Origin of the sequence: Dyadobacter sandarakinus, from assembly GCF_016894445.1 — a bacterium.
GTDB classification, from domain to species: domain Bacteria; phylum Bacteroidota; class Bacteroidia; order Cytophagales; family Spirosomataceae; genus Dyadobacter; species Dyadobacter sandarakinus.
In genome coordinates this window covers 5825098-5850093 of the sequence record NZ_CP056775.1, presented here as the reverse complement: position 1 = coordinate 5850093, position 24996 = coordinate 5825098, and the positions used below count along the sequence as shown (strand labels likewise).

The window sequence follows — 24996 nt, the reverse complement described above, 5'->3', positions numbered from 1 at the left end:
TAATCTACGATCTTGAAATATTTATATTTTATTAAAAATGTACAATCATTGGTTATAATTATTCATTGTTGATTGTATTCCCATAGTGCAAAAAGAAGTAACAATATCCCCGGCTTTATCCAGCACGAAAGGTAATTCTGACATTTCTTCGCTTGAAAATGCTTTCAGCACGTAGTCAATTTGCCTCCCACGTGGAAAATTATTCCCTATTCCAAATCGAAGTCTGGGGTATTCGGTAGTTCCAAGTAATTCTTCTATATTCTTCAAACCATTATGACCTCCGGCACTTCCCTTGGGCTTGATCCGCAATGTACCAAAGGGGAGCTGCAACTCGTCAACGATCACCAACACCTGCTCGGCCGACACTTTGTACTGATCCATATAGTAGCGCAGCGCCTTGCCGCTCAGGTTCATATAAGTGGTTGGTTTGATCAGATGAATCTGCCTGCCCCTGAACTTCCACTCGGCCGTAAAAGCGAGCTTTTCAAAATTAAACTTGAAATCATGCTGTGCCGCCAGTCTGTCCAGCACCATAAAGCCCGCATTATGCCGTGTGAAAGCGTATTCCGGACCAATATTGCCCAAGCCGGCAATCAGATATTTCATCGGGTAAAAGTTTTTGATTTCGTGATTGAGCGTTTAATTTAGGCTAAAATTCAGGGAAATTATATCATGCCCCAAAAACGATTGATCCTGAGCAGCCCTCTGCTGGAAATTATGACCAGCCGACTTTGCCAGCAACTCATTGAAAATCATCAGGACTTCTCCGACTCAGTTGTGATGGGGCTCCAACCCCGCGGCATCTACTTTGCAGAGCGCATTGTGGTCAAACTGAGGGAGCACACAGGCAGGAATATTCCTCTCGGCCATTTGGACGCTACCTTTTATCGTGACGATTTCCGAAGAAGAGAGTCGCCCCTTTTGCCCAATAAAACCAACGTTCCCTTTCTGATCGAGGGCAAGCGCGTGATTCTGATCGATGATGTACTCGCCAGCGGACGCATGGTACGTGCAGCCCTGGACGCTATGACCGCATTCGGCCGACCCAAGATGGTGGAGCTGATGGTGCTGATTGACCGGCGCTACAATCGCGAGCTGCCCATTGACCCGGATTATGCAGGCATGCAGGTAAGCACACTGGAAAGCCAGCGCGTGCAGGTAGAGTGGAAAGAGCAGGGTTTTGAAGCCGATCGGATCTGGATGGTCGACTAGCGCGGACGAGAGGCTTCTTCCTTGTCGGCCGCCTTGCTGATGTCCTGGGTGCGGTAAGTCAGCTTATCAATGTAAAATACCTCACGGCCCTGCCCGATGGCGGACGTTCCGAGTCGCTGCATGCCATAAGCCAGAAAATACTGGCCATACCAGGGCGACAGGTAGCTGTCCTCATTGTTCAGCACCTTTTCTTTCTCTGACTTGGGACTGATCTTGAACTTTTCACTTTCCACGACCACTTCATTGCGACGAATCACTTCGGTATGCACTTCGCCATCCTGCGGGTAAGCCAGTACAAAGTAGTCGTCCACCGGCGTGATCTGCACCATTTCCTGAAGGTCGAAGCTGGTCAGGTCCTTGATGGTAATGCAATTGTCCCAGATAAATTTTCCATTTCTGTCAAAACCACACACAATGGCGTGAGTATACCGGTAACCTTCCAGCGTGCGGGAAATGTAGGGGCGTGAAATGCCGCCGGCAATCACCGGGTTGGACGAGCGCTGATTGGGATAATAAACTTCCGCCACCAACACGATTTCATTCTCGGTCTGGATCAGTTCATGCACCAACAGCCGGTACCTGAATTTGTTCTCCTTACCAAGGCTTTTGCGCTTGCCGATACGTTCCAGCATCTTCGCCTTGCGGCGTGGTTTCATGTAGTTGAAGAAATTCTGCAGCTCTGAAAATTCGATGAACTGCGGTTCGCGCGGCACATCTTCTTCAATATGGGTAATGTACAAGCCCTGCGAATACTGGGTGCAGCCTACCGAGTAATTGCCGATCAGGTACGAATCGTCCGGGTTCAGCGGAACAATTTGTCCCGATATCATACTATACCGCGGATCACTCAGGCTGGTACGTTTCAGCAGCTTGCCGTCGTAATTGTAGGTTTTGATTTCAAAAACGCAGTTTTTCTTCCGGTATGCATAGGTAATTACATTGATGTAGCCATCTATTTCATTGATATCCACATTGTTCAACTCTGTATTTTTCTCAAACAATCCCGGTAATACCCGGGTTGTATGATCAAAAAACGAATGCACGATGACGATCGGCCTTGACCTGTAATAGCCCGAAACAAGTGCTTTGCTCCCGATCACCTTAAAATGCTGTACATCCACACCTGCCAGCAGGTTTCCTTTGTAGGTATCAATAGAACCGTCACTAAAGTTTAGCTGCATAAACAGGAAGCGATCGGTATCAGGCTCGGCAAAAAGCCAGAAGCCGCTTTCGGCACCTTTGTAGGCCATCACAGGTATGTACCTGAAATCCAGCTTGTAAGTTGCCCGCCACACGACCTTCATGGTCGTGTCGTATTTTACAAACTGCCACTGCTCATTCCGGTTGCCGTAGTATTCGTCGCCGCGTACGACCGAGAGCAATCCCTGCTCTCCAAGACTGAAAACTTCGAATTGTTCGGTAGATGATGAGCTTGCGGGAATTTCGAGACGATCAGACTGCTGCAGCTGAGCAAAAGTGGTTACAGGAAGGATCAGACTAAGAACCACGGCGACACAAATCCCGAACCATCTCACGGTACTGCTATTCATAACTTCTTCCTTCTGAGGTACGACTCTCATCAATAATTACCCTAATTTTGCATCAAAATGGATAAGAATACTATTTAATAGTATAAATTATTTTATTTAAATAAAAACATTTCCCAGTTACTTCTATTCCATGACTATTGAAGAAATTTTAAAGGAAGATATTCAAAAAGCAGTCCAGACCCACTTCGAAATAGCTGTTGATGAAGTCCTGTTACAGCCCACGAAAAAAGAGTTTGAAGGGTTTTACACCTTTGTCACTTTTCCATTAACCAAAACTGCCCGGAAGGCACCGGCCGAAATCGGGCAGACAATCGGTAACTACCTGGTATCCAACTCCCCGGTTGTCGGCAGCTTCAATGTCGTACAGGGATTTCTGAACATCGGTTTAAAGGACGATACCTGGCTTGGGCTGATCAGGGACATTGCTGCAGATACTGCTTTCGGCACCTTTCCTTCCAATGGCCAGTCGGTCATGGTAGAATTCTCTTCTCCCAATACCAATAAACCCCTGCACCTGGGGCATTTACGGAATGATTTTCTGGGTGACTCGCTTTCCCGCATCCTCAAAGCTAGTGGCTACGAGGTGGTAAAAACCTGTCTCGTCAATGACCGCGGTATTCATATCTGCAAGTCGATGCTCGCCTATCGTGAGCTTGGCGATGGTGAAACCCCTGAGAGCAGCGGCATCAAGGGCGATCACCTGGCGGGCAAGTATTACGTGCAGTTTGATGTTGAGTACAAAAAGCAAATCAGGACGCTCACCGAAGCCGGCATGAGCGAGGAAGAAGCTGCAAAAAAGGCCCCCTGGATGCTTGAAGCCCAGCAGATGCTGCTCAAATGGGAAAATGGCGATCCCGCTGTCGTGGAACTCTGGCGCAAAATGAATGGCTGGGTATACGACGGATTTAATGAGACTTACGGTAAAATCGGCGTGAGTTTCGACAAAACCTATTACGAATCAGACACTTACCTGCTTGGCAAGGATATTATTGAAGAGGGTTTACAAAAAGGGATTTTCTTTAAAAAAGCAGACAACTCCGTGTGGATCGACCTGGCTGACGAGGGCCTGGACGAAAAGCTGGTACTGCGCGGCGACGGCACTTCGGTGTACATTACCCAGGACCTGGGCACTACGGAGCTCAAAAATAAAGACTTTCACAATGACCGCTACCTGTGGGTGGTAGGCAATGAGCAGGATTATCATTTCAAGGTACTGTTTGCGATTCTGAAAAAGATGGGCCGCTCCTATGCCGATGGCTGCTATCACATCAGCTATGGTATGGTGGACCTTCCTTCGGGGAAAATGAAATCCCGCGAGGGCACCGTAGTGGATGCAGATGACCTGGTAGATCAGATGGTGCAAACTGCCACCAACCGCACCCAGGAACTGGGTAAAATTGACGATTTTGAAAGTGATGAAGCCAAAACGTTGTACAATCAGCTGGCATTGGGTGCATTGAAGTACTACCTGCTGAAAGTGGATCCCAAAAAACGGATGCTTTTCAACCCTGAGGAGTCCATCGATTTTCAGGGACATACCGGACCTTTCATCCAGTATACCTATGCACGTATCCGTTCCATCCTGCGCAAGGCAAATCAGGCAGAAATCAGTGCTGCAATTCCCGATAGTACTTACAGTCCCAAGCAACCAGAGAAAGAGCTGATCTTCATGCTGTCGCAATACCCCGGGCGGGTGCAGGCTGCCGCGGAAGACTTTGCGCCTTCTGTCCTATCGCTGTATGCGTTTGAGCTGGCCAAGGTTTACAACCAGTTTTATGCCGAACTATCGATCTTTTCTGATCCGGATGCCCATGCTGTAAAGTTCCGCGTGGAAGTATCCAGGATCGTGGCCGAAACTATTCAGAAAGCACTTGGACTTCTGGGGATTGAAGTTCCGGAAAGAATGTGACCAAATTCAGATTTTTACGTCAACATATAGGCAGTACAGGAAGAAAATTCAGGCGATAAACGTTTACATTTACAGTAGTCGTAACAATTACAACTAAACAAGTATGGAACTTATGAAAGCGCTTTTCATTATGATTGCTTCCCTTATCACAGGCCTTTTCGCCGACAAGTCGGAAATCGCCAGCAGACCGGCCGCAGCTCCTGCTGCCAAACAGTTGCTTTATGATTTCAAGGTAAAAAGCCTGGTGGGAGGTGAAACCGTAGACCTTTCCAAATACAAAGGAAAAAAGGTTGTCATCCTCAACGTAGCATCCAAATGCGGCTTCACCAAGCAGTATGCAGACTGGGAAAAATTCAACAAAGATCATGGCGACAAAGTAGTCGTACTGGGTTTTCCTGCCAATAACTTCGGCGGACAGGAACCTGGCACCAGCGAGGAAATTGCCACTTTCTGTTCCAGCACGTACGGAGTAACATTCCCGATGTTTGAAAAAGTATCCGTACTGGGCGACGATCAGGCACCAATTTACAAGTGGCTGACTACCAAAGATCTGAATGGATGGAATGACAAAGTTCCAACCTGGAATTTCTGCAAGTATGTAGTGAATGAAAAAGGAGAGCTGACCAACTTCTTTGCATCCAAAGTACTCCCGACTGATCCTGAATTTTTGAAGGCAGTAGGAATTTAAAAAATGCCTGCCGGAGATCTTCTCCGGCAGCTTTCCATATACAACAAAACTATACGCAACTATGAAAGACATTCATGAAGCCCGTCGCTACCTCTCCAATGCAAAGGAAATCCTGCGCGAAAAAGCCATTAAGGAAGATGGCTTCTACAAAGACCGTAAATACGTAAAAATGGCCGGGCATACCGCATATACAGGCGTTCTGCTGGCATTGGACTGTGCTTTTGGTCAAAAGAAAAAAGGCAGAAAAAGCGTCGATTGGTACAAGGAGGAACTTGCTGGTACAGACCGGAAAATCCTGTCAAACTTTCTGGTTGCTTATGATATTCTCCACCTCTCGATGAGCTATGACGGAATTCTAAGTGCTGCGGTCTCAAAAGAAGGCCTGGACGTTGCAGAAAGAATAATCGACTGGGCTGAGCAGAAAACAGCGGCCTGATTTTACCCCGATAATAATTACAAATGAACCCCTGGATTGAGGCGGCACGGCCGCGAACATTGCCCCTTTCACTTTCCTGCATTTTAATGGGTTGTTTTCTGGCTGCTTCAACCGGCACTTTCAGCTGGACGGTAGCTATTCTGAGTGTACTCACCACTACTCTCCTGCAAATCCTTTCCAACTTTGCCAATGATTACGGCGATGCCGTCAACGGAAAAGATACCGAGCTCAGGCAGGGACCACAGCGGGCGGTACATTCCGGCCAAATCAAATCCGCAGATATGCTGCGGGCCATTATTTTGTTTTCCGTACTATCGCTGATATCAGGCGTACTCCTGCTGATGATGGCATTGAGAGGTGCTCCGGCCAATACATTCTGGATCTTTCTCGGGCTGGGACTGGCATGCATTTTCGCAGCCATCACCTACACCGCCGGCAAAAAACCCTATGGGTATATGGGCCTGGGTGACTTGTCCGTTCTGATCTTTTTTGGATGGGTAGGTGTGATTGGCAGCAGTTACCTCCATACGCTGGTCTGGAACTGGCACTTCCTGCTTCCGGCCACAAGCTGTGGCTTATTTGCCGTCGGAGTGCTGAATATCAACAATATACGTGATATTGAATCTGACAAGGCGACTGGCAAAAACTCCATTCCGGTGCGGCTCGGGCGAGAAAATGCCATTATTTATCACTGGATCATCCTGACCGTCGGCATGCTTTGCGTGCTGCTATATACCATTCAGCATTTTTCCGGTTACAGCAGCCTCCTTTTTCTGCTGAGCTTTCCTTTGTTCATCAAAAACGGACTGGCTGTGTCGCGCCTGCGGCAGGCCAGTGAGCTTGATCCCTACCTGAAACAAATGGCGCTTTCCACGCTGCTGTTTGTTATTCTTTTCGGACTCGGTACGGTACTGTAATCATTTTACCCGGAGCTTGATCGCATTGCCCAGCAACGTGTAACCTTTTGCATTCGGGTGTAGTCCATCGGTAAAAAGGGCTTCGTCAATCTTTCCGTTTTCCAGCAGAAAAACCTTCCCGGGATTTATAAATCCGACATTCAGCGCTCCGGTAAGCTGCACAAGCTTTTCATTGAGTGCTGCGACTCTACCCTCCTGATCGCGGCGCGGGTAAATGCCCGACATGATGATTTCTGCCTGCGGCTGCCTGATTTTCAATGCATCAATGAGCAGTGTCCAGCCCTGTACAATCTCGGCATCCGTATTAAGGTGAAGGTTATTGGTACCAATATTTACAAAAACCTGCCGGGCATGAAAACCATCCAGCTCGCCGTGGTACACCCGCCAAAGTACGTTTTCAATACGATCCCATCCATAGCCCATATTCACGGTACTTTTGCCAAACGTATCGGTCCAGGCTTTATCATTTTGCGCTACGGGACCCTTGGGTAACCCGCCCCAGAAATGCGTGATGGAGTTCCCGATCACCACAGTGGCGGGCGGCTGCTTTTTGTTTTGTTCCATAATAGCCAGATGCCGGGCCTCCCAGTCGTACCGGTTCAATTCCCGCAACTGGGTTAGCGGCTGCATGGTTGAAACATCCCCTTTTGCCTCATGCAGGATCGTCCGCAGATTTTTCTCATAACCTTCCGCATACCGCATCATTCCCAGGTCATTGGGGTGCGTACCATCCACCGTAGTCTCAATATCCTGACCAAAATCCGCTTTCGAGATCAGGTAAATATTAGTAATGCCTTTTTCTTTTAACTTCCCGAAGGCGGCACGCAGGGTTTCATTGGCCTCGGTATAATAGTGTTTGCTTTGAGGATTTATTGCTTCGTCAGTATAGCCGGCATGTTCGGCAAGTACGATGGGGGTTTGAGGATGCGACTGCCGGAGCGTTTGTACAGTGGCCAGAATGCGCCGCGTGATTTCTTCGGTATCATAGTCAATATCCGGCTCAGGCCGGATGGTGAGATTGGGCAGACAATCCAGGACAAAGACCTTGGCATCGATCTGGTTTACATAGGCTACCACTTCTTTTTCCAGTTTTCCATTTCCCGAAAAACCGAGATTGATCAGCGGATGGTCCATCTTCCGGCCCAATATGGCTGTCCACGCCATACCCGGCCGCGACGGGCAGGCACCCTGTGCTATCGAAGTACCATACACCACAATCGGCTTGTCAGGTCTCACCGGCAGGGGCGTCAGGGTCACTCCTGCCGGAGTGCCGATTTCCAGCCAGACTACCTTATTGTACAACGGGAGATACAAGCGGTATTCACGTCCAAGCTTATGGTAGTTGTCGTTTGATTCAAGATTGCTGAATGTATAGCTGATGGTATCCCCGAAACTATGCTGCCCTGCACACCAGCGCCAGTCACCGTCGCTGGATATCGCATACAGGTCCACGCCGCTCACGCCCGTCGCCGGCATGTGCGGCAATGCATGGTCGCCCTCTACCACATAGCGTACCTTGATCTCGGAAGTACTTGCCCGGAAGCGGACCATCAGCCCCGCCGAATGTTGTGCCAGGTTCCATACGTCCTGCCGCACCTTTGTTTTCGCCGAGGCCGGCAGCCGGTCGTAGGTATTTTTCAGCTCCTTGCCGTGCCAGCTGCGCCCTTCCATGACGGGGAATGTGGCAGACTGTGGGTTCCACCAGGTATAGGCTGACTGCTGCGCAAATAACGGGTTGACAAGCAGCAGCAATGCTGCGAAAATGAAGCTGTATTGTTTTTTGATCATAAAAAAAGGACACTGCTGTATTGCTACAAAAGTGTCCGGGCGGTTAATTCTTACTGGATTGATGCGCTATTTTACAATTACACCTTCCGCGATAAATGTCAACTCCTCCTCTGGTTTGGTTATCCCCGCAATTTCCTCCTTGCTTTTTCCGGCATCTTTGGCATAGTGCTGCAGGTCGGCCACGGATACCAGCTTTTTCCGGGCCTCGCCTTCAAACACCACCGTTTTGCCCGTAATATCCTTGGGCACAAAAAATGCATAGTCCTTGAACATCACCCGCATGGTACCGCCATTTTCGGTATTCACCTTCATCCAGCAGCCTTTCATCTGACATACCGACTCTACCGTGCCGCTGACTTTGGTATGCATCTGCTCCTTGTCACCCATCTTACCGGCCAGCTGAGTAGCGGGAATTGCATTGGACTCGGTAATATCCTTACCTGCTTTCACGGTATTCTGCGCGTAAACTGTGCCAGCCGCAACCAGCAGCAGGACCAGGCATATGAGTTTTTTCATGGGTTGTTGTGTTTATAATGTGACAAGATCTGCTTTGCAGAGGTTATGCTAAACTTACTTTTTTAAAAACAATTTTACAATACCACCCTATTCCAGTACTTCTACCCAGCCTTTGCAATGCGTACCCTGCGGCGTATCGACTACATAAAAATAAGTCCCGTTACCAATCCCTTTCCCCCAGTCATTCCGGTAATCCGCAGCCTTGAAAACCGACTTGCCCCAGCGATTGAAAACTTCAAAGTTTGATCCCGGGACGGGTACGACAAAAAAGTCATTTTTGCCGTCACCATTGGGTGTGATGACATTGCTTAATGTAAATGCGGGTGCAGCCCGGATCATTTTGGACGCCGTAAGCGCACAACCCGCTGCATTATAAGCTGTAACAGTCACGGTATATTCGCCTTCGGTCCCATACTGATAATTTGTGACCGTCTGCCCAACCTGCCCCACCCCGTTTCCAAGGTCCCATACATACCGCACGCCTTTGCCGGCGGGATCACTCATGGTATACAAAAAAGCCTCATTGCATGCGCCACCCGACTGAATAATGCTGAGTTCGGGCTGATAGGACCGGTCTACCGTCACGCGGATCTGCCGCACAGGCTTGCAACCATCCGCATAAATGCCCTGCACAGTGTAGACAGTCGTTTTTTCAGGCTTTACGGTTACCGAGTTGCCGGTAGTTTGTTCCAGACCATCGGCAGCCTGCCACACGTACTGGCCCGCATCACCCGCTACGGTAAGGGTTACGGTGGCACCCACACAAACCTCCGTGTCGGGCATACCGGCAAAGTCGGTCTTTTTGTTGACCACAACCTTTACAGTACGGGTAACCTTGCAGCCGGCCGCATTGCTGATCACGACGGAGAAATCTGTCGTTTGTTGCACTGTAACACTCGGAGAGGCAGAAGCTGCATTGCTCAACCCCTGTGCAGGCGTCCATTGATAACTCGTTCCGCCGCCTGCCCGCAGCTGCAATGTCGTATTTTCACAAACGGTCGTGTCGGGCATAACCGTGGTATTCAGCGTCACTACGGTAACTTTCTTTTCTGCGACATCCATGCGTTTGCAGCTCAGTTGATTATAGGCAGTAAGCTTTATAATGTACTCGCCCGGCTGATTGAAAACGTACTCAGGACCATCTTCTTCCCGAGAAATCGTGTTTCCATTAACCTGCCAGATATAGTCTATTCCTCCTTCGCTGGTGTTTGCAAATGAAAGCGCGAGCGGGGCACAGCCGGTAGTTACATCTTTGGTTTCACCTGCATATACATCGAAATCGGCACGGAGCCGGTCAATGTCAATCTTGAATGCGGCATTGTTGCAGTTTTCGCTTTTATTGGTTTTGGACCACGCCTGCGGTGTGACGGGAAAGTTGCTTCCCCCGCATGCACAGGTTGCATGGTAAATCGTTCCGTTTTTGTCAAACCGGCTCGTACCTCCGTCCACATGGTCGCCCTCGACCTCGTTGTTGCGGCTGCTACTTCCAAAAAACGTTGCATACAACAATGACCTGGCACCCTGTTCGAGGATGGCAATGTAAAAGTTATTTCCGTTTGTGACCTTCTGCATGGCATCTTCCGTAACAGGCAGGTTGCTGGTACTGCTGAGCGGATTATTGTTTGTCTGACTGTTGACACTCCCGCCCCATCCTGCGAGGTAGATGTTACCGCATTCGCTCACCAGAAATGCCGTGGGCGAAATATCCGGCGTACCGCGACCCGACCCTATGATGGTAGAAAAAACCGAAGTGGTCAGGCTGGCATCCAGCGCATGCACAAACTGGCCGCTTTTTGCATTGCTGTACACGCCTTCGCTCACCGGATAGCTTCCATTTGTAAGACCGTAAATACACACGTTTCCGGCAGGATCAAGATCCAGGAGGTAGCCTGCATCCTGCGAATCAGTACCCAGGTATGTCGTTTTCACAAGCTTATCGCCGCTGAACTTTGCAATGTAAGCATCCTCCGACCCTTTGAGTGCCGGCTGATAAGCACCCTTTGTTCCCGGAAGTGCAATGCTGGTGGTAGAGCCGGTTACATACACATCCCCATTCGGAAGTACTTTCAGTCCAAATGCGGTTTCTTCCTTTTCAGCACCAATGTAGGTACTCCACAGCAGCGTACTCAGTGCGGGATCAAGCTTGGAAACGATCCCGTCCTGATAACCTCCCAGTCTGGTTTGGCCGGGATTTTTCAATGGAAAATTACCCGAATTGGTACTCGATGCGATCAGCACATTATCAGCTGCATCCACCACGATTTCACCGCGGAAAGGATCACCATAATTATGTATGGTAAAAAAGGAAGTCTGGCTGACGCCATCATTCATATCACCACCCAGGTAAGTGGAGGCAGCCAGCTGCCTGCCGTCCGCACTTAGTTTTGAAATAAAAATATCACTTCCATTTGTCAGATCAAGGCCGGAGATAGGCCTTGTACGCACACCCTTCCCGAAGGTTTTTTGAAATGCATCGGATCTCACCGGAAAATTGTCGGAGCCCGTGGTACCGAGTATGAGCAGCTCGTTTTTTGAGTTGACGATCAGGCTGGTAGGCAAATCTGTATCCTGCCCGCCCAGGTAAGTGGCGTAAAGCAGCTGGCTGCCATCGGGAGAAAATTTGAGAATGGCAACATCCACCAACCCTCCGAACCTGACCTGGAAAGCTCCCTGGGTTGCCGGAAAACCCAGCCCGAAGACAGTTCCGCCCGAGTAAAGGTTACCTGCCGCATCGTAAGTAGCCGTGTGGCCCCAGTTGTCCGCAGTTGAGCCCGAGTAGGTGGAAAAAATCAGCTCGGGATCAATGGTGAGCTCACATGTATGATCGTAACTTTCCAATGCAAACCGCACGGTATTGCTGCCAGCAAGGGCAAATTTCGACGAAACAGGCTTTTTGCCCCCATTTACTTCCTGAAATGTAAAAGGCTCAGCCTCTCTGAACTGCCCTACCGAGGTTTTGACAACTATTTGCCCGTTTTCATTCAGTGAAAGCTGCTCCGCCCCCTGGTAGGCAAGGCTGATTCGGGCAGGATCAGCGCCGGGACTCACAATAAATTCGTATTTGAGGGTAAACTGATGCGTATAAACGCGAAGGTCGATGCCGGGATAAATCCCCTTGTAGCGTACTTCCTGGTAAGCGCCGGCATTCCGCGCCCATTTACTTTCGTCCGATCCCATGAAGTAGCTGTAACTGGTCGGCAATGCTTTGGAAGGCACCACGGCAGCATTCGCCGCGGCATTTTCAAAAAACATCTCCACACCATGCGCCCCGATGGTCTCGGGAGGATCTGCATGGCGTGCAAGTGCCTCCGTGTGCGACTTTCCGGCATGCCGCGCTGCTACTGCAGCAGCATCGTACATGACATAAACAATGGATTTTTGTTTCAGAAACAGGAAGCCGCCGGGTATTTCGGTCCGGAAGAGAACTTCGCGCTCCCACTGCCCCTGATTTTGAATAAAAAACATCCCGGTGGCCAGCAGCTTGCCGGGGAACCATAGCAGTACAATAATCAATAGCAGCATTGACTGTAAACTTCTCCCCATAGCCAGCTTTAATTCTTTCTACTTGAACGCAGAAACGGAAATGATATTTTTACAAAATTCATATTCCTGGGGCACATTGGAACCCAGTAACAATAGCTGACCGGCAGTGTTTTGTGTCACATGGTCGAGGTACCAGCGGGTGCCTTCCGCATCGAGGTTGGTGGTAGGTTCGTCAAGAAAAACGACCGGAACATCGGACATGAATGCCAGACCTAACTTCACCCGCTGCTTCATACCCGATGAAAAATGGCGGATAATCTTGCCGCCCGCATGCGACAGCCAGATAAAATCCTCGAAATCAGCAGGAGACATCGCGTTTTTGAATGGTTTAAAACGAACATGAAACTCGACCAGCTCACGCAATGTAAATTCCTCTATGAGTTCCAGGTACGGCGCCGCGATGACCAGGTGCTTGTACCAGTGATCCGAATCAATGGCATTGCCCGGCTCCCGGAAGTAAGTGATGGAACCTTCGGTTACAGGTACCATGCCGGTAAGCAGCTGCAATAAGGTAGATTTTCCGCTGCCATTGGGGCCGGTAAACGTGTAGGCTTTTCCGGTTTCCAGCTCAAAACTCGCATGACGCACGATCCATTCTTTGATGAATTTCTTGCCAAGGTTTTGAACGGAGATGTGCACGGGGGAATGACTGAATGATTGAATGACTGAATGATTGAATGGTGGGGCAAGTTAGTGAGTTAGTGGGTTAGTGAGTTTTTTGGTGACTTGATTTTCATTTTATAGATACCTTTTTCTTACTCTGGTTTTTCGATGGATAGTTTGACGAGTTCGATGCGGGTGTCTTGCATGGAGACTACCTGGAATGAGTAAGGTGGAATCAGGACGGTTTCATTTACTTCCGGCAGGTCACCATGGTAGTCGATCAGCATGCCGGCGAGGGTATCATAGTCGCCCTCGGGTAGCTCCCAGCCATATTTTTCGTTCAGGTAGTCGACCTCGTGGCGTGCGCTGAGGATATAGCTGCCGTCTTCCTGCTGCCGCTCAGTCCAGTCCTCGGTGGAGTCGTACTCATCCTGGATTTCACCGAAAATCTTCTCCACTACATCTTCCACACTCACCAGTCCCGCTGTACCGCCAAACTCATCCACCACCAGTGCCAGGCTGCGGCGCTCTTCCAGAAACCGGAGCATCAGGTCGCTGGCCTGCATAGCCTCGGGTACAATCAGTATAGGTGTGATGATGTTGCTGATTTCTTTCGGTTTTTTAAACAAAGACAAAGCATGGCAATATCCCAGTACATCATCTACCGAATCGCGGATCACGATGATTTTGGAATGCCCGCTGGACAGGAATATGGACCGGAGATCTTCAATGCTGTCGTGCACATTCACCGCCGAAATTTCGGTACGCGGGATCATACAATCCCTGATCCGCAGGTCTTTAAAGTCAAGTGCATTGATAAACATACGCTCCTCAATGCTGTGATCGTCGAAGTCGGGATCATCGGCAGAAACAATATCATCCCGCAGGGAAGCAGACAGGATATTTTCTTTTACAAATGGCTCTACCAGCCAGTACAGGGGTGTCATAAACCATTCCGCAAAGCGCACCGGGAAGGCAGTAAGGTCCAGCACTTTCGGGAAAAACCTGCCAATTTTGACCCAGCCTGTGTAAGAGGCCATCCACGCAGAAATCAGTACGACAAAAAGCAGGAAAATAAGACCTTGTTCCTTACCCGATGAATCCGTGGAAAACATGGGCCAGACCGTCGCCACGGCAAAAAAGCAACCCAGCGCTACCACCAGCAGGCGGATCATACGCAGGATACGGCGCCAGTAAAGCGTTTGCACCACATGCTCATTGTTTTCCTGCCGCCACGAAAAACGGTCGAAGGAGATTTCAAGCAGGGCCGACCGCACAGCGCCATAGTAGCCTGCCAGCACAAAAAATATCAGGGCGGTCAGCAGGGGTGCGGGACTCATTTGCGATGCGGTTTATCCGGCGTATTTTCTTTGCTGGCCTGTGAAGCTTTTAGCCGGTTGAACTGAAAAAAAAGCAGGCATACAATGCTGAGCAGCAACAGCCAGTAACTTTCAAAAAGACCTGCGCGACGGAATTCAAGCACCCACACCACAAAGAAGCCCAGCGTAAGTGCGAGCAGTATGGTTCGGGAAAGTTTGGAATTCATCATGTTGATTTCGGGTCAGCTTTTGTACTGGTCCAAAGATACACAGATTGCTTTAAAACGGCGATTAATGGATAAATCTTCCGCAATGCCGCTAATATGGCCTAGTTATTTGACCCGTTTTGGCTAAAATACCTAACTTGCGCCAGTTGCCGGACAGGCAGGCTTGTGCACCTGAATGGTTTTATAAAATCTTGAATAAATACTCTTCTTTACTATGAGCGAGACCACAAAACGCTTCGCGGCCGGTGTGATTACCGGAGACGGAGTGAGCGAAATTTTCCGTCATGCCAACGAAAATAACTACGCACTCCCGGCAGTCAACGTGGTGGGTACTAACTCGGTAAACGCAGTACTCGAAACTGCCAAAACCGTGAACAGTCCTGTCATCGTCCAGTTTTCAAATGGCGGTGCTATTTTTTATGCAGGTAAAAGCCTCTCCAATGCCAATCAGCAGGCTGCAATTGCCGGTGGTATTTCGGGAGCAATGCACGTGCATCAAATGGCTGCGCTTTACGGAGTGCCTGTCATTCTGCATACCGACCATTGTGCCAAGAAGCTCCTTCCGTGGATCGACGGCCTTCTGGAAGCAGGTGAGCGCTACTATGACCAGCATGGCAAACCATTGTACAGCTCCCACATGCTGGACCTTTCGGAAGAACCGATCGAGGAAAACATTGAAGTATGCTCTAAATATTTTGAGCGCATGGCCAAAATAGGCATGACGCTGGAAATTGAGCTGGGTGTAACCGGCGGAGAAGAAGATGGTGTGGATAACAGCGATGTGGATAGCTCCAAGCTATATACCCAGCCTGAGGAAGTAGCTTACGCTTACGAAGAACTTTCCAAAATCTCTCCCAACTTCACAATTGCCGCAGCCTTCGGAAATGTACACGGCGTGTATAAGCCAGGGAACGTGAAATTGCAGCCTAAGATCCTTAACAACTCGCAAAACTATATCAAGGAAAAATTCGGAACAGGCGACCTGCCCGTGAACTTCGTGTTCCATGGCGGCTCAGGCTCTTCGCGTGAGGAAATCCGTGAGGCAATCGAATACGGTGCGATCAAGATGAACATTGATACCGATATGCAATGGTCGACCTGGGAAGGTATCCTGAAATACTACAAAGAAAAAGAAGGCTATCTGCAAACACAGCTCGGCAACCCCGAAGGTCCTGATTCACCAAACAAGAAATACTACGATCCACGTGTATGGCTTCGTAAAGGTGAAGAAAGCATGATGGCACGTCTGAAAGCAGCATTCGAAGATCTGAACTGCATCAACCAGCTGGGATAATTCCTACCTGACCTGATAAGCAAAAAGCAACCTGATGAGGGTTGCTTTTTTTGTTACAGGCGGAATATTAGCTTTGCGGCTCATTTTACTACTCTCCTCATGAAATTGCTTTTACACCTGAGATCCACATGCTCGGGGATCTTTGTTGCGCTGCTATTCTTTGCTTTTACGAACGTTTGTCTGGCGCAGGAGGAAGACTTCCCGGAAATTACGGATGAGGAAGTTACCGAAGAAGTGGCTGAGCCGGAAGCAGACGAAAATATGACGGATCAGCTCGAAATGGGCACATTGCTGTTTTCGTCTTCTTCCAATACCCCTGTTTATGGTCAGTATAAACTGCAGATCGTGCATCTGCAGACCTACCGCAAAACTGAAATCTGGTTACGGAGGAAAAAGAACCAGCAACATTTCAGGGACGGGATCACGAATGTACATTACAATACCCTGGACCTGCCCGAAGGCGATTACAAGATCTTCGGGTGGAAAATAGAAAGTGGCAATGTGACCTCTTTTACAATTGCGAACTTCTCACTTCCATTTACGATCGTTGCTGGTAAAGTCAATTACTTCGGAGATTATTTTGTCAATGTCAAGGAAGTAAAAAATTGGAGCCCGATCCCTAAAAAACAAACCACGCTCATTGCCAGCGACAGGTTCCGGATTGATTATGACCAAATTAAAAATCGTTTCCCTACACTCGATATCTCCAATACAGTAAGTGCCATTCCTGACTTCCAGGAAGGTAACAGTGTGTACAGCGGTATTTTCTTCAAAGGAATTGGTGCTCCCTGACATTCACTCCTTCTCGCTAGTCGGCTGCGACATGTGATTGGCTTTTTGAAAAGGGAAGAAAGCATGATGGCACCTTTGAATAGAGCATTCGAAGATCTGAATTGCCTGAATCAGCCGGGATGAATTCTGATTGATTTGATAAGAAAAAGCAACCTGGTGAAGGTTGCTTTTTTTGTATTTACACGAATAATCATTTCATGCTACCGTAGGATCAAGGAACTTGCAACTGCTACAAAGTTGTAATTGGTCGCCTGCTATATTATCCAAATTATCTTCAAACATGTTCGCTGGTTGCGAACTCAAATGGCTAATTTTGGATTATGAGAATATTTTCTCTGAAAACCCTCAAAGTGTTTTGGACAAATTACCCCGACTCAGAAATCAACCTCTTACACTGGTACGGTAAAATCGCGAGACAGGATTATCAATCGCCTAACCATGTTATACAGAATTTTAAGGGAGCAGACTACGTCGGAAATGAGCGAATTGTATTTAATATCTGCCATAATAAATACAGATTGATTGCTGCATTCAACTACGAGTATCAGATATGCTTTATTAAGTTTATTGGCACACACAAAGAATACGATAAGGTTGATGCCCGAACTATCGAATATTAACTATGGAAATGATTAAACCAATTAAATCAGAGCAGGACTATGAAAGTGCGCTCACACAAATGGAGCACCTGCTAGACGCAAAGAAAGACACGCCGGATGGCGATACGCTTGAGATACTTGCATTGCTGATTTCTGATTATGAACGCAAGCACTATCCGATCAGACAATTGTCACCCATCGAGGCGTTGAAAGTAGAAATGGAAGAGCAAGGTTTGACGCAGAGTGCACTGGCAGCACGTTTTGGCATGAGTAAAGGATCCATTTCTGATATAATCAATGGCAAAAAGCAGATGAGTGTGCGTTTTATGAAATTTTTACACAAAGACCTCGGCATCCCTGCTGATGTGCTTTTGGCCTGAAAAGCCGGGATGAATCCTGACTGATTTGATCAGCAAAAAGCAACCTGATGAAGTTTGCTTTTTGCTGATCAAATCAGTTCTACAAAACCTACCGGCCGATCATTCAACTACCCGGCAAATCATTTCTTCATGCAGGCTGGCAGATCTGAAACTAATATGTGATACCCAGATTTTGCTTTTGACCAGAGCTATGCTCCGGAATGAGCTCGGGGTACATTCAAATTCCTGAAAGTGAATGCTTATTAAAAAATTGCACCACCCCCACATAACCAGCGTGAATGAAATTGTATAAATGGATACTGCTTTCAGCTTTGGCGGGAGTGACTTCCTGTGATGATCAGTTTGATAAGCAGAAGTATGATTTTCAGCTTTCTGTCGTAAATAAGACGAGCTCCATCATCCCCAAAGTTCGGATTGACGGGGCAAATGGGAGAAAAACATGGACCCTCACTGACCTACCCGCCGGGGAAACGAAAGAAATTAATGTGAATATCAGGCGCGACCTGGGTGTGCCCGAAGGTGGGTTCATTATAACAGCATACCTGAGCTCGACTGATTCCGTCACGCTGAACTCAGGATATTTTACAAACTGGCAATACCAGGGACCGCAGCCAGCCCGGTTTGGGATTTATTCCGGCCAGATCAGAAATGAATAATTCAACAGGCATTCAGGTTCAGACTACTCTTTCTTCATAATCCGCTGCCGGTGCGCCACGCCCCAGTTGCGCAGCACTTCAATCACACTTTTCAGCGAATGCCCATATTCCGTCAGGTTGTACTCTACTATTACGGGAATGGAGTCGTAAACCGTCCGCTTCACGAGGTCATTCGATTCGAGCTCGCGCAGCTCTTTGGACAACATCTTGTCCGTAATGCCAGGCACTTCCTTCGCGATCTGGGAAAAACGCTTGTTGCCGAACATCAGTGAAATGATAATCGGCAATTTCCATTTGCCGCTGAGCACTTCCAGCGCATCGCGCACAGGCAACATGCTTTTGGTACACTCACCTACTGTATGGACCCGAACCGACTCTGTGCTTTTTGTGACCATATCCAAACCAATTTAACTATCCTTTTGTATAGTACTTACTATTGTATAGTCAATTTATTTAAGTTTGTGCAAAAATAAAAATTTCTCTCAATATGAGCGACTTAATTTCAAGACTGCACTGGAGATATGCAGCAAAACGGATGAATGGAAATATAGTACCCGCAGCAAAACTGGGTACGATCCTGGAAGCAATCAACCTGGCGCCAACCTCGGTGGGCCTTCAACCATTCAATATACTGGTTATTGAAGACCGGGAGACCAGGGAAAAGATGCACCAGGCAGCCAACAGCCAGCCACAGATTCTAGAGGCATCTCACGTGCTGGTATTTGCGGCTTGGGAAACGGTTACTGCTGATAATATTGACCATTATATCAATCTGATTGCCTCAACCCGCGGCATTCCGGTGGAATCGCTGGCATTGTTTCAAAACAAGATCAAAGAGAGCCTTCTGAGCCGGTCGCAGGAAGAACTATTTAACTGGTCGGCCCGGCAGGCGTACATTGCGCTTGGCTATGGCCTGATTGCCGCTGCTACCGAACAGGTGGACGCTACGCCTATGGAGGGTTTTGATGCAGCTTTGCTGGATGAGGTCCTGAACCTGAAGGAAAAAGGTTTGAAAAGTGTGGTGATGGTGGCGCTGGGCTACCGGGACGAAGAAAAAGACCCGCTGGCATCGGCCAAAAAGGTACGCAGGCCGCACGAAGAACTTTTTATTACAGTTTAGTTGTAAACAAAATCGGCGACCCGACTGTTTACCCAAACAAAAGAATAAGATGAAAGTCGAAATATGGAGTGACGTAATGTGCCCGTTTTGCTATATCGGCAAGCGGAAGTTTGAAAACGCACTGGCAACCTTCCCTGGTCGCGAGCGCGTAGATGTGGAGTGGAAAAGCTTTCAGCTGAACCCGGACATGAAAACCGAGCCGGGCAAAAGCATTAATGATTACCTGGCAGAAGTAAAAGGCTGGGCTCCGGATTATGCACGGCAGGTCAATGACCACGTGACTAACCTGGCAGCGGAAGTAGGCCTGGAATACAACATGGATCAGGCCGTGGTAGCCAACTCTTTTGATGCACACCGGTTTGTACAGTTTGCCAAAACAAAAGGCAAGGGTGATGAAGCCGAGGAGCAGCTTTTCAGAGCATACTTCACGGATGGAAAAAACACGGCCGACCATGATGTGCTGGTTGCACTCGGAACTGCCATCGGGCTGGACGAAGTGGAGCTGAAATCTGTGCTGTCCGGCAATGAGTTCGGTGCTGCGGTGCGGCAGGATGTGTATGAGGCACAGCAGGTAGGTGCGCGCGGTGTACCGTTTTTTGTCCTCGACCGGAAATACGCCGTGTCCGGCGCTCAGTCATCCGAGACATTCTTTGCGGCACTTGAAAAATCATTTGGTGAGTGGGAAAAAGAAAACCCGCAACCCCTACAGAGCCTGGCTGAGGGTGCTGCCTGCACGCCCGACGGCATTTGTAACTAACGAGCTGAACATACATGGAGCAGCATCTGGCCTTCGCGCTGCATGCTGCTTTTCTTTTTTACCAGTACGATCACAGCCGGCTGGTACAGTTATATAATGTTTTCAAAGCAGGGAAAATTGGTATTTTCGCCCGATCGGAATCCTTGTCTATTCATTATAACTGTACAACACCTCGACGCATGCGCCTGGCTGTCCTTCTCGTATTTTGCTTACTTTCCTACACAGCGCGCGCAGGCGGCATCAAAGGTAAAATTACCGCAGCAGGCGGGCAGCCACTGCCTTATGCGGGTATAACGGCAAGAGGTACAAGTGAAGGCACCATGGCCAACAGTGAGGGGATTTACGAGTTTGCCCTGCCTGCCGGAAACTACGAAATTGTATTTCAATACCTTGGTTTTAAGAGCATTGTAAAAAAAGTCGCCGTCACAGAAGCCTTTACCACACTGGATATAACGCTGGAAGAACAAGCCCTGAACCTGCCGGAGGCCAGCATTGGCAAAGACAAGGAAGACCCCGCCTATACCGTAATGCGGCGGGCGATTGCGAAGGCACGTTTTCATCAGCTTCAGATCAGAGGTTATACGGCACGCGTATATTCCCGGAGTACAGGGCTGCCGACAAAAATCCCCGGACTGCTTGAAAAACGCCTGAAAAAGGAAGGTGTGCAGGAAGGTAAATCGATTCTCAACGAAAGTGTGGCCGAGATCCGCTATCGCCGCCCCAATACGTACAGCCAGAAAATCATCTCAACCCGCAATAGTTTCGACAACAGTTTGCCGTCGCCCAATGAATACATCCTGGCGAGCCTGTACAGTCCTGAAATTGCCGGCACGATCTCTCCCCTTTCGCCCCGGGCATTTGCCTATTATAAATTCGAATACGAAGGTTACTTTGAAGAACACGGGCAGGTTGTCAACAAAATCAGGGTCATACCCAAAGCGTATGGAGAAGGAGTTTTTAAAGGAAGCATTTTTATCCTGGAAGACTTATGGTCCATTCACAGCTACGACCTGCAGACGACCACCAGCGGGCTCAACATTGCGGCCAAACAGTTTTTCAGTCCAATCCAGCAGGTTTGGGTTCCTGTCAACCAGCAATTCAGCCTGAGTGGCAGCTACCTAGGATTTGCCGGTGAGTTCAGGTACCTGGTTTCACTCACTTATCAGAAGCTCGACATTGATCCTGCTTTAAAAGAGCAAATCCAGATTACCGACCATAAGAAAGAGGATAAGCCCTCACCGGAAAAAGGAAACAACCTTGAACAGCTTATTGCACAGCAAAAGGCTTTTTCCACGCGTGACTTTCGCAAACTAACCAGAAAGTACGAGCGTGAACAAAAGAAGGCGGGTGCCGTACAGGAAACCAGCGACCGCCTCGTGCGTGAGGATTCCATTGTTGTGGATCCGCTGGCCAACAAGCGTGACACTGCCTACTGGCAGGTTCTCAGACCTGTTCCCCTCACGCAGTCGGAGGTAGCGAGCTACGTTTCGCAGGATAGCATTCAGGTGGTTAAAACAGTGTCCGGTACCAAAGCCCGGCCCGATTCTCTGTATTTCAAGCCTGTTCACCTGGCTACCGGCAACACTTATGCACTGGGCGATCGCAGGACTTTTTACTTCAAAAGTCCGCTCCTTTCCATCAGCTACAACACGGTAGAGGGCAATGCCATTAATTTTCTGACAAAATGGGAAAAGAAGTGGGGCAAAAACAGCTATTTCAATGTAAACCCACTGATCCGCTACTCATTCGGCCGGAAGCGGGTATACGGAAACCTGGAAACGAATGTGGGAAATGAGAAGTGGAACCTGATGCTTGGCGGCGGCGAGATGGCACGGCAGATCAACAATGCAAACCCGATCCCTCCTCTTCCCAACAGCCTTGCAGCCCGCTTTTTTGACCGGAGTTTTATGAAGCTTTACCAGGGACAGTATGGGACAGCCGAATTTACACTGCGAAACATAGGTGATATACTGAGTATCAGCGGAAATGTGGAGTATGAACACCGAAAGGAATTATTCAACCAGGAGAGCGCCCGGCCTATTTTCTTCTGGAACAATTACAGTTATACCCCCAACAGACCTGTGAGCAAAGAGCTTGCAAATACCGGTTTCCCTCAGCACAATGCATTGTTGTTTAATCTGAATGCACAGATACGTCCGTGGCGCAGGTACCTGATCCGGAATGGCGAGAAACGCTATCTCCGGAGCAAAGGGCCATCATTTGGAGTACATTACAAAAGTGCGGCGGCATTTGGGGGCGACGTAGCTTACGACATGCTTGAAGGGACTATCCGCCAGGACCTGAGCCTGGGGCCACGCAGCCATTTGGAGTATTATGTAAACGGAGGCGGATTTCTCAGTACCAAAAAAATGTACTTTCCTGACTACCGGCATTTTATGGGTAACGAATTCTTTTTTCAGTACGCCTACCCGCCGGACCAGTTCCGGATGTTGCAATACTATCGTTACAGCACCGACTCCTGGTTTTTCCAGGCACATGCCGTATGGACCATGCAACACTTTCTGCTGACGCGGGTGCAGGCACTGCGGGTTACAGGTCTATCGGAAACATTGCAGCTGCATTACCTGCGCGTACCGAGCATTCGCAATTACTCCGAGGTGGTATATGGGCTGGATGACATTCTGCGGGTGATCCGCCTGGAAGCAGTAGCCCAGTTCCACGGAAGCCATTTCAAGCAAATGGGCTTCCGTGTCGGGACATCCATTAAGTTCGGGAGGTAATCAGCGTATTACCTTTTCGCCTCTGGCGCGGGGTGTTTCCCGGTTGGCAGTAGCGGGATAGGTATTGTTTTCAGGCTCTATATCCGCCATTCTCTGGCTCGGATCTATCACAATGCGGACAATATCAGCCTGGTTCCTGTCGATGGTAAACGAATATTCGGGATACGTCCAGCCCCAGTCGGCGAGCAATGTGGTTTTGGAGTAAAGCTTTTCCTCCTTTTCTCCGCGCATCATTTCCAGCGGAATGTAAAAGTTCTCCTGACTTCCGTCTTTATAGCTCACCACTACATCCAGCGGCATGGGCATCTGACCAATACGTTCCAGCACCACATCGGTTTTCCCTGCATTCGCCGTTACTTCGCGGATGCTGTAATCAATGGTTTTCGTAGTACCGACAAAGTCTTCCCAGTACCAGTCAAGTTCAAGTCCCGATTCCTTTTCCATAATGCGCTTCAGATCGGTGGGATTGGGATGCTTGTACTCCCATTCACGAAAGTACCGCTTCATACCGCTTTCGAGCTTGCTGCTGCCGATGATGTAACCCAGCTGGTTCAAAAACACCGCTCCTTTGCTGTAAGCCGCAATGCTGTATGCACGATTGGTATTATAATGATCGGAGTGCGTGGTCATGGGTTCTTCGAGGCCCGATTTTACCAGCGCCCGGTAACTGTTGGTGCTGCCTGCCTGCGGATCTCTTTTAGACGGAAAAAGCTCGGCCATCACCAGGTTCTGCGCATAGGTGGTAAAACCTTCGTCCATCCAGGCGTACTTGGATTCATTGGTACCCAGCAATCCCTGAAACCAGCTGTGGATGGATTCGTGCACGGCCACACTCACCAGCCCGCTCAGTCCCTGACGGCCCGTAATCAGCGTAGCCATCGGATATTCCATCCCGCCGTCGCCACCCTGTATGATGGAGTATTGCTTGTAAGGATAGCGGCCGAACTTTTCATTCATAATCTTGAAGCTGCGCACGGCGAGCGGCTCCATTTCTTTCCAGACACTGGCGAGTGTATCGGTTTGGTAAAAGAAATGCAGGTCAAGTCCATTATCAACCTTCACGATGTCGTGTGCATAGTCCCTGTCAGCGGCCCACATGAAATCATGTACTTCAGGCGCAATAAAATGCCACGTCAGCTTTTCGCCCGGCTTGTGCTTCACATCTTTTTTGGAATAACCGTGACCGATCTTGTCGGGATCCTGAAGGTAGCCGGTAGCAGCCACCACATAGGCAGCATCCAGTTTTATTTTTACATCAAAATCTCCCCAGATACCATAAAATTCCCGGGCAATGTACGGGTTCGCATGCCAGCCTTCATAGTCGTACTCGCACATTTTAGGATACCATTGCGCCATAGAATAGTCGATGTCTTCCTTATTGTCGCGGCCCGTGCGTCTGATCTGTACAGGTACCTGCGCTTCAAACTCCATTTCAAAGGTATGCTGGGTTTTGGGCAGGATTTTCTCAGAAAGCGTCACTTCCAGGATGGTGCCGACCACTTCGTACTTTACAGGCTTTCCATTGTGTTTGAGCGAGCGTATTTTCTCAAATCCGATTTCTGAGGGCGAAAGTTTTGCGATACGGTCTTTCACGCGCGGATCAGGATCACTGATGGTACGCGACCGGACGTCCATCTGGCTGCCCGGCTGAAATGCATTGAGGTATAAGTGATAAAAAACCTTTTGCAGTGTATCGGGCGAGTTGTTGGAGTAAACCAGCTTTTCTGTACCTGTATACTGGTGCTTGGTTGCATCAAAATCCACCTCGATCTGGTACTTCACGCGTTGCTGCCACCGGTCGCTTTGCGCCAGCGCATGACTTGCAATCAAAAGAAAACATGGAATAAATAATCTGAATCTCATCAGGGACTTTAACATGGTTGTTTTTGCAAAATAGTGTATTTGAACGGTTTGTTGGCAGTTTCAGCAATAATGTACTACTTCATCCT

23 protein-coding genes are annotated in these 24996 nt (G+C 48.8%); 13 read left to right on the top strand and 10 right to left on the bottom strand.

Features of this window, described 5'->3' with window-relative positions:
- Positions 1-45: 45 nt before the first annotated feature.
- A complete protein-coding gene (pth, locus tag HWI92_RS24250; protein ID WP_204659990.1) occupies positions 46-606 on the bottom strand; it encodes an aminoacyl-tRNA hydrolase in 561 nt (186 codons plus the stop codon).
- A gap of 66 nt (positions 607-672) precedes the next feature.
- Here pth and pyrR point away from each other — a divergent pair, with 66 nt between their 5' ends.
- A complete protein-coding gene (pyrR, locus tag HWI92_RS24245; protein WP_204659989.1) occupies positions 673-1212 on the top strand; it encodes a bifunctional pyr operon transcriptional regulator/uracil phosphoribosyltransferase PyrR in 540 nt (179 codons plus the stop codon).
- Here the strand turns inward: pyrR and HWI92_RS24240 are convergent.
- Positions 1209-2762 carry a hypothetical protein gene (locus tag HWI92_RS24240; RefSeq protein ID WP_229248581.1) on the bottom strand — a complete coding sequence of 518 codons (1554 nt, stop codon included), beginning with the start codon at positions 2760-2762 and terminating at the stop codon, positions 1209-1211. The genes pyrR and HWI92_RS24240 overlap by 4 nt on opposite strands.
- 130 nt (positions 2763-2892) lie before the next feature.
- Between HWI92_RS24240 and argS the strand changes: the two genes are divergently transcribed.
- The 4 genes from argS to HWI92_RS24220 all read left to right on the top strand — a co-directional run bounded on the left by argS (position 2893) and on the right by HWI92_RS24220 (position 6712).
- Complete coding sequence (gene argS / locus HWI92_RS24235) at positions 2893-4671, top strand: arginine--tRNA ligase (RefSeq protein WP_204659988.1); 1779 nt, start codon at positions 2893-2895, stop codon at positions 4669-4671.
- A 103-nt stretch (positions 4672-4774) separates the two neighbouring features.
- Positions 4775-5359, top strand: a complete 585-nt coding sequence (locus HWI92_RS24230; protein ID WP_204659987.1) for a glutathione peroxidase — start codon at positions 4775-4777, stop codon at positions 5357-5359.
- Positions 5360-5420: 61 nt separating this feature from the next.
- Complete coding sequence (locus tag HWI92_RS24225) at positions 5421-5795, top strand: DUF5618 family protein (RefSeq protein ID WP_204659986.1); 375 nt, start codon at positions 5421-5423, stop codon at positions 5793-5795.
- A gap of 23 nt (positions 5796-5818) precedes the next feature.
- Complete coding sequence (locus HWI92_RS24220) at positions 5819-6712, top strand: 1,4-dihydroxy-2-naphthoate polyprenyltransferase (protein WP_204659985.1); 894 nt, start codon at positions 5819-5821, stop codon at positions 6710-6712.
- On the opposite strand, the gene HWI92_RS24215 is transcribed toward HWI92_RS24220, so the two are convergent.
- From HWI92_RS24215 to HWI92_RS24190, 6 genes are all read right to left on the bottom strand, one after another.
- The gene (locus HWI92_RS24215; RefSeq protein WP_204659984.1) at positions 6713-8500 is read right to left on the bottom strand and encodes an SGNH/GDSL hydrolase family protein; all 1788 of its coding nucleotides are present in this window, start codon (positions 8498-8500) and stop codon (positions 6713-6715) included. It lies immediately after the preceding gene.
- A gap of 66 nt (positions 8501-8566) precedes the next feature.
- Positions 8567-9016, bottom strand: coding sequence for a DUF4920 domain-containing protein (locus HWI92_RS24210; protein ID WP_204659983.1), 450 nt, complete (start codon positions 9014-9016; stop codon positions 8567-8569).
- An 87-nt stretch (positions 9017-9103) separates the two neighbouring features.
- Positions 9104-12538, bottom strand: a complete 3435-nt coding sequence (locus HWI92_RS24205) for a DUF7948 domain-containing protein (protein WP_229248579.1) — start codon at positions 12536-12538, stop codon at positions 9104-9106.
- 39 nt (positions 12539-12577) lie between these two features.
- Entirely contained in the window at positions 12578-13198 is a 621-nt protein-coding gene (locus HWI92_RS24200) for an ABC transporter ATP-binding protein (RefSeq protein WP_204659981.1), read from the bottom strand.
- Positions 13199-13314: 116 nt separating this feature from the next.
- Positions 13315-14502, bottom strand: coding sequence for a hemolysin family protein (locus HWI92_RS24195; RefSeq protein WP_204659980.1), 1188 nt, complete (start codon positions 14500-14502; stop codon positions 13315-13317).
- Complete coding sequence (locus HWI92_RS24190; RefSeq protein ID WP_204659979.1) at positions 14499-14711, bottom strand: hypothetical protein; 213 nt, start codon at positions 14709-14711, stop codon at positions 14499-14501. Before HWI92_RS24190 ends, HWI92_RS24195 begins: the two co-directional genes overlap by 4 nt.
- Positions 14712-14922: 211 nt before the next feature.
- On the opposite strand from HWI92_RS24190, the gene fbaA reads away from it, so the two are divergent.
- The 5 genes from fbaA to HWI92_RS24165 all read left to right on the top strand — a co-directional run bounded on the left by fbaA (position 14923) and on the right by HWI92_RS24165 (position 18429).
- Complete coding sequence (fbaA, locus tag HWI92_RS24185; RefSeq protein ID WP_204659978.1) at positions 14923-16002, top strand: class II fructose-bisphosphate aldolase; 1080 nt, start codon at positions 14923-14925, stop codon at positions 16000-16002.
- A 99-nt stretch (positions 16003-16101) separates the two neighbouring features.
- On the top strand, positions 16102-16794 hold the full coding sequence (locus HWI92_RS24180; protein WP_204659977.1) for a hypothetical protein: 693 nt from the start codon (positions 16102-16104) through the stop codon (positions 16792-16794).
- Between the two features lie 320 nt (positions 16795-17114).
- Positions 17115-17414 (top strand): type II toxin-antitoxin system HigB family toxin, encoded by a 300-nt coding sequence (locus tag HWI92_RS24175; RefSeq protein WP_204659976.1) that lies wholly within the window; start codon positions 17115-17117, stop codon positions 17412-17414.
- A gap of 2 nt (positions 17415-17416) precedes the next feature.
- Positions 17417-17773: a helix-turn-helix domain-containing protein gene (locus tag HWI92_RS24170; RefSeq protein WP_204659975.1), complete on the top strand. Its 357-nt coding sequence runs from the start codon at positions 17417-17419 to the stop codon at positions 17771-17773.
- 278 nt (positions 17774-18051) lie between these two features.
- Entirely contained in the window at positions 18052-18429 is a 378-nt protein-coding gene (locus tag HWI92_RS24165) for a hypothetical protein (RefSeq protein WP_204659974.1), read from the top strand.
- A gap of 23 nt (positions 18430-18452) precedes the next feature.
- Here the strand turns inward: HWI92_RS24165 and HWI92_RS24160 are convergent, their stop codons facing one another.
- Positions 18453-18824, bottom strand: a complete 372-nt coding sequence (locus HWI92_RS24160) for a winged helix-turn-helix transcriptional regulator (protein WP_204659973.1) — start codon at positions 18822-18824, stop codon at positions 18453-18455.
- Positions 18825-18916: 92 nt separating this feature from the next.
- Here HWI92_RS24160 and HWI92_RS24155 point away from each other — a divergent pair, with 92 nt between their 5' ends.
- From HWI92_RS24155 to HWI92_RS24145, 3 genes are read left to right on the top strand one after another with little or no spacing between them, the layout of a single operon-like run.
- On the top strand, positions 18917-19549 hold the full coding sequence (locus HWI92_RS24155; RefSeq protein WP_204659972.1) for an NAD(P)H-dependent oxidoreductase: 633 nt from the start codon (positions 18917-18919) through the stop codon (positions 19547-19549).
- 49 nt (positions 19550-19598) lie between these two features.
- The gene (locus HWI92_RS24150) at positions 19599-20306 is read left to right on the top strand and encodes a DsbA family oxidoreductase (protein ID WP_204659971.1); all 708 of its coding nucleotides are present in this window, start codon (positions 19599-19601) and stop codon (positions 20304-20306) included.
- 14 nt (positions 20307-20320) lie between these two features.
- The gene (locus tag HWI92_RS24145) at positions 20321-23047 is read left to right on the top strand and encodes a DUF5686 and carboxypeptidase regulatory-like domain-containing protein (RefSeq protein WP_229248568.1); all 2727 of its coding nucleotides are present in this window, start codon (positions 20321-20323) and stop codon (positions 23045-23047) included.
- Here HWI92_RS24145 and HWI92_RS24140 read toward each other — a convergent pair whose 3' ends face one another.
- Positions 23048-24910 carry a M1 family metallopeptidase gene (locus HWI92_RS24140; protein ID WP_204659970.1) on the bottom strand — a complete coding sequence of 621 codons (1863 nt, stop codon included), beginning with the start codon at positions 24908-24910 and terminating at the stop codon, positions 23048-23050.
- Positions 24911-24996: the final 86 nt, after the last annotated feature.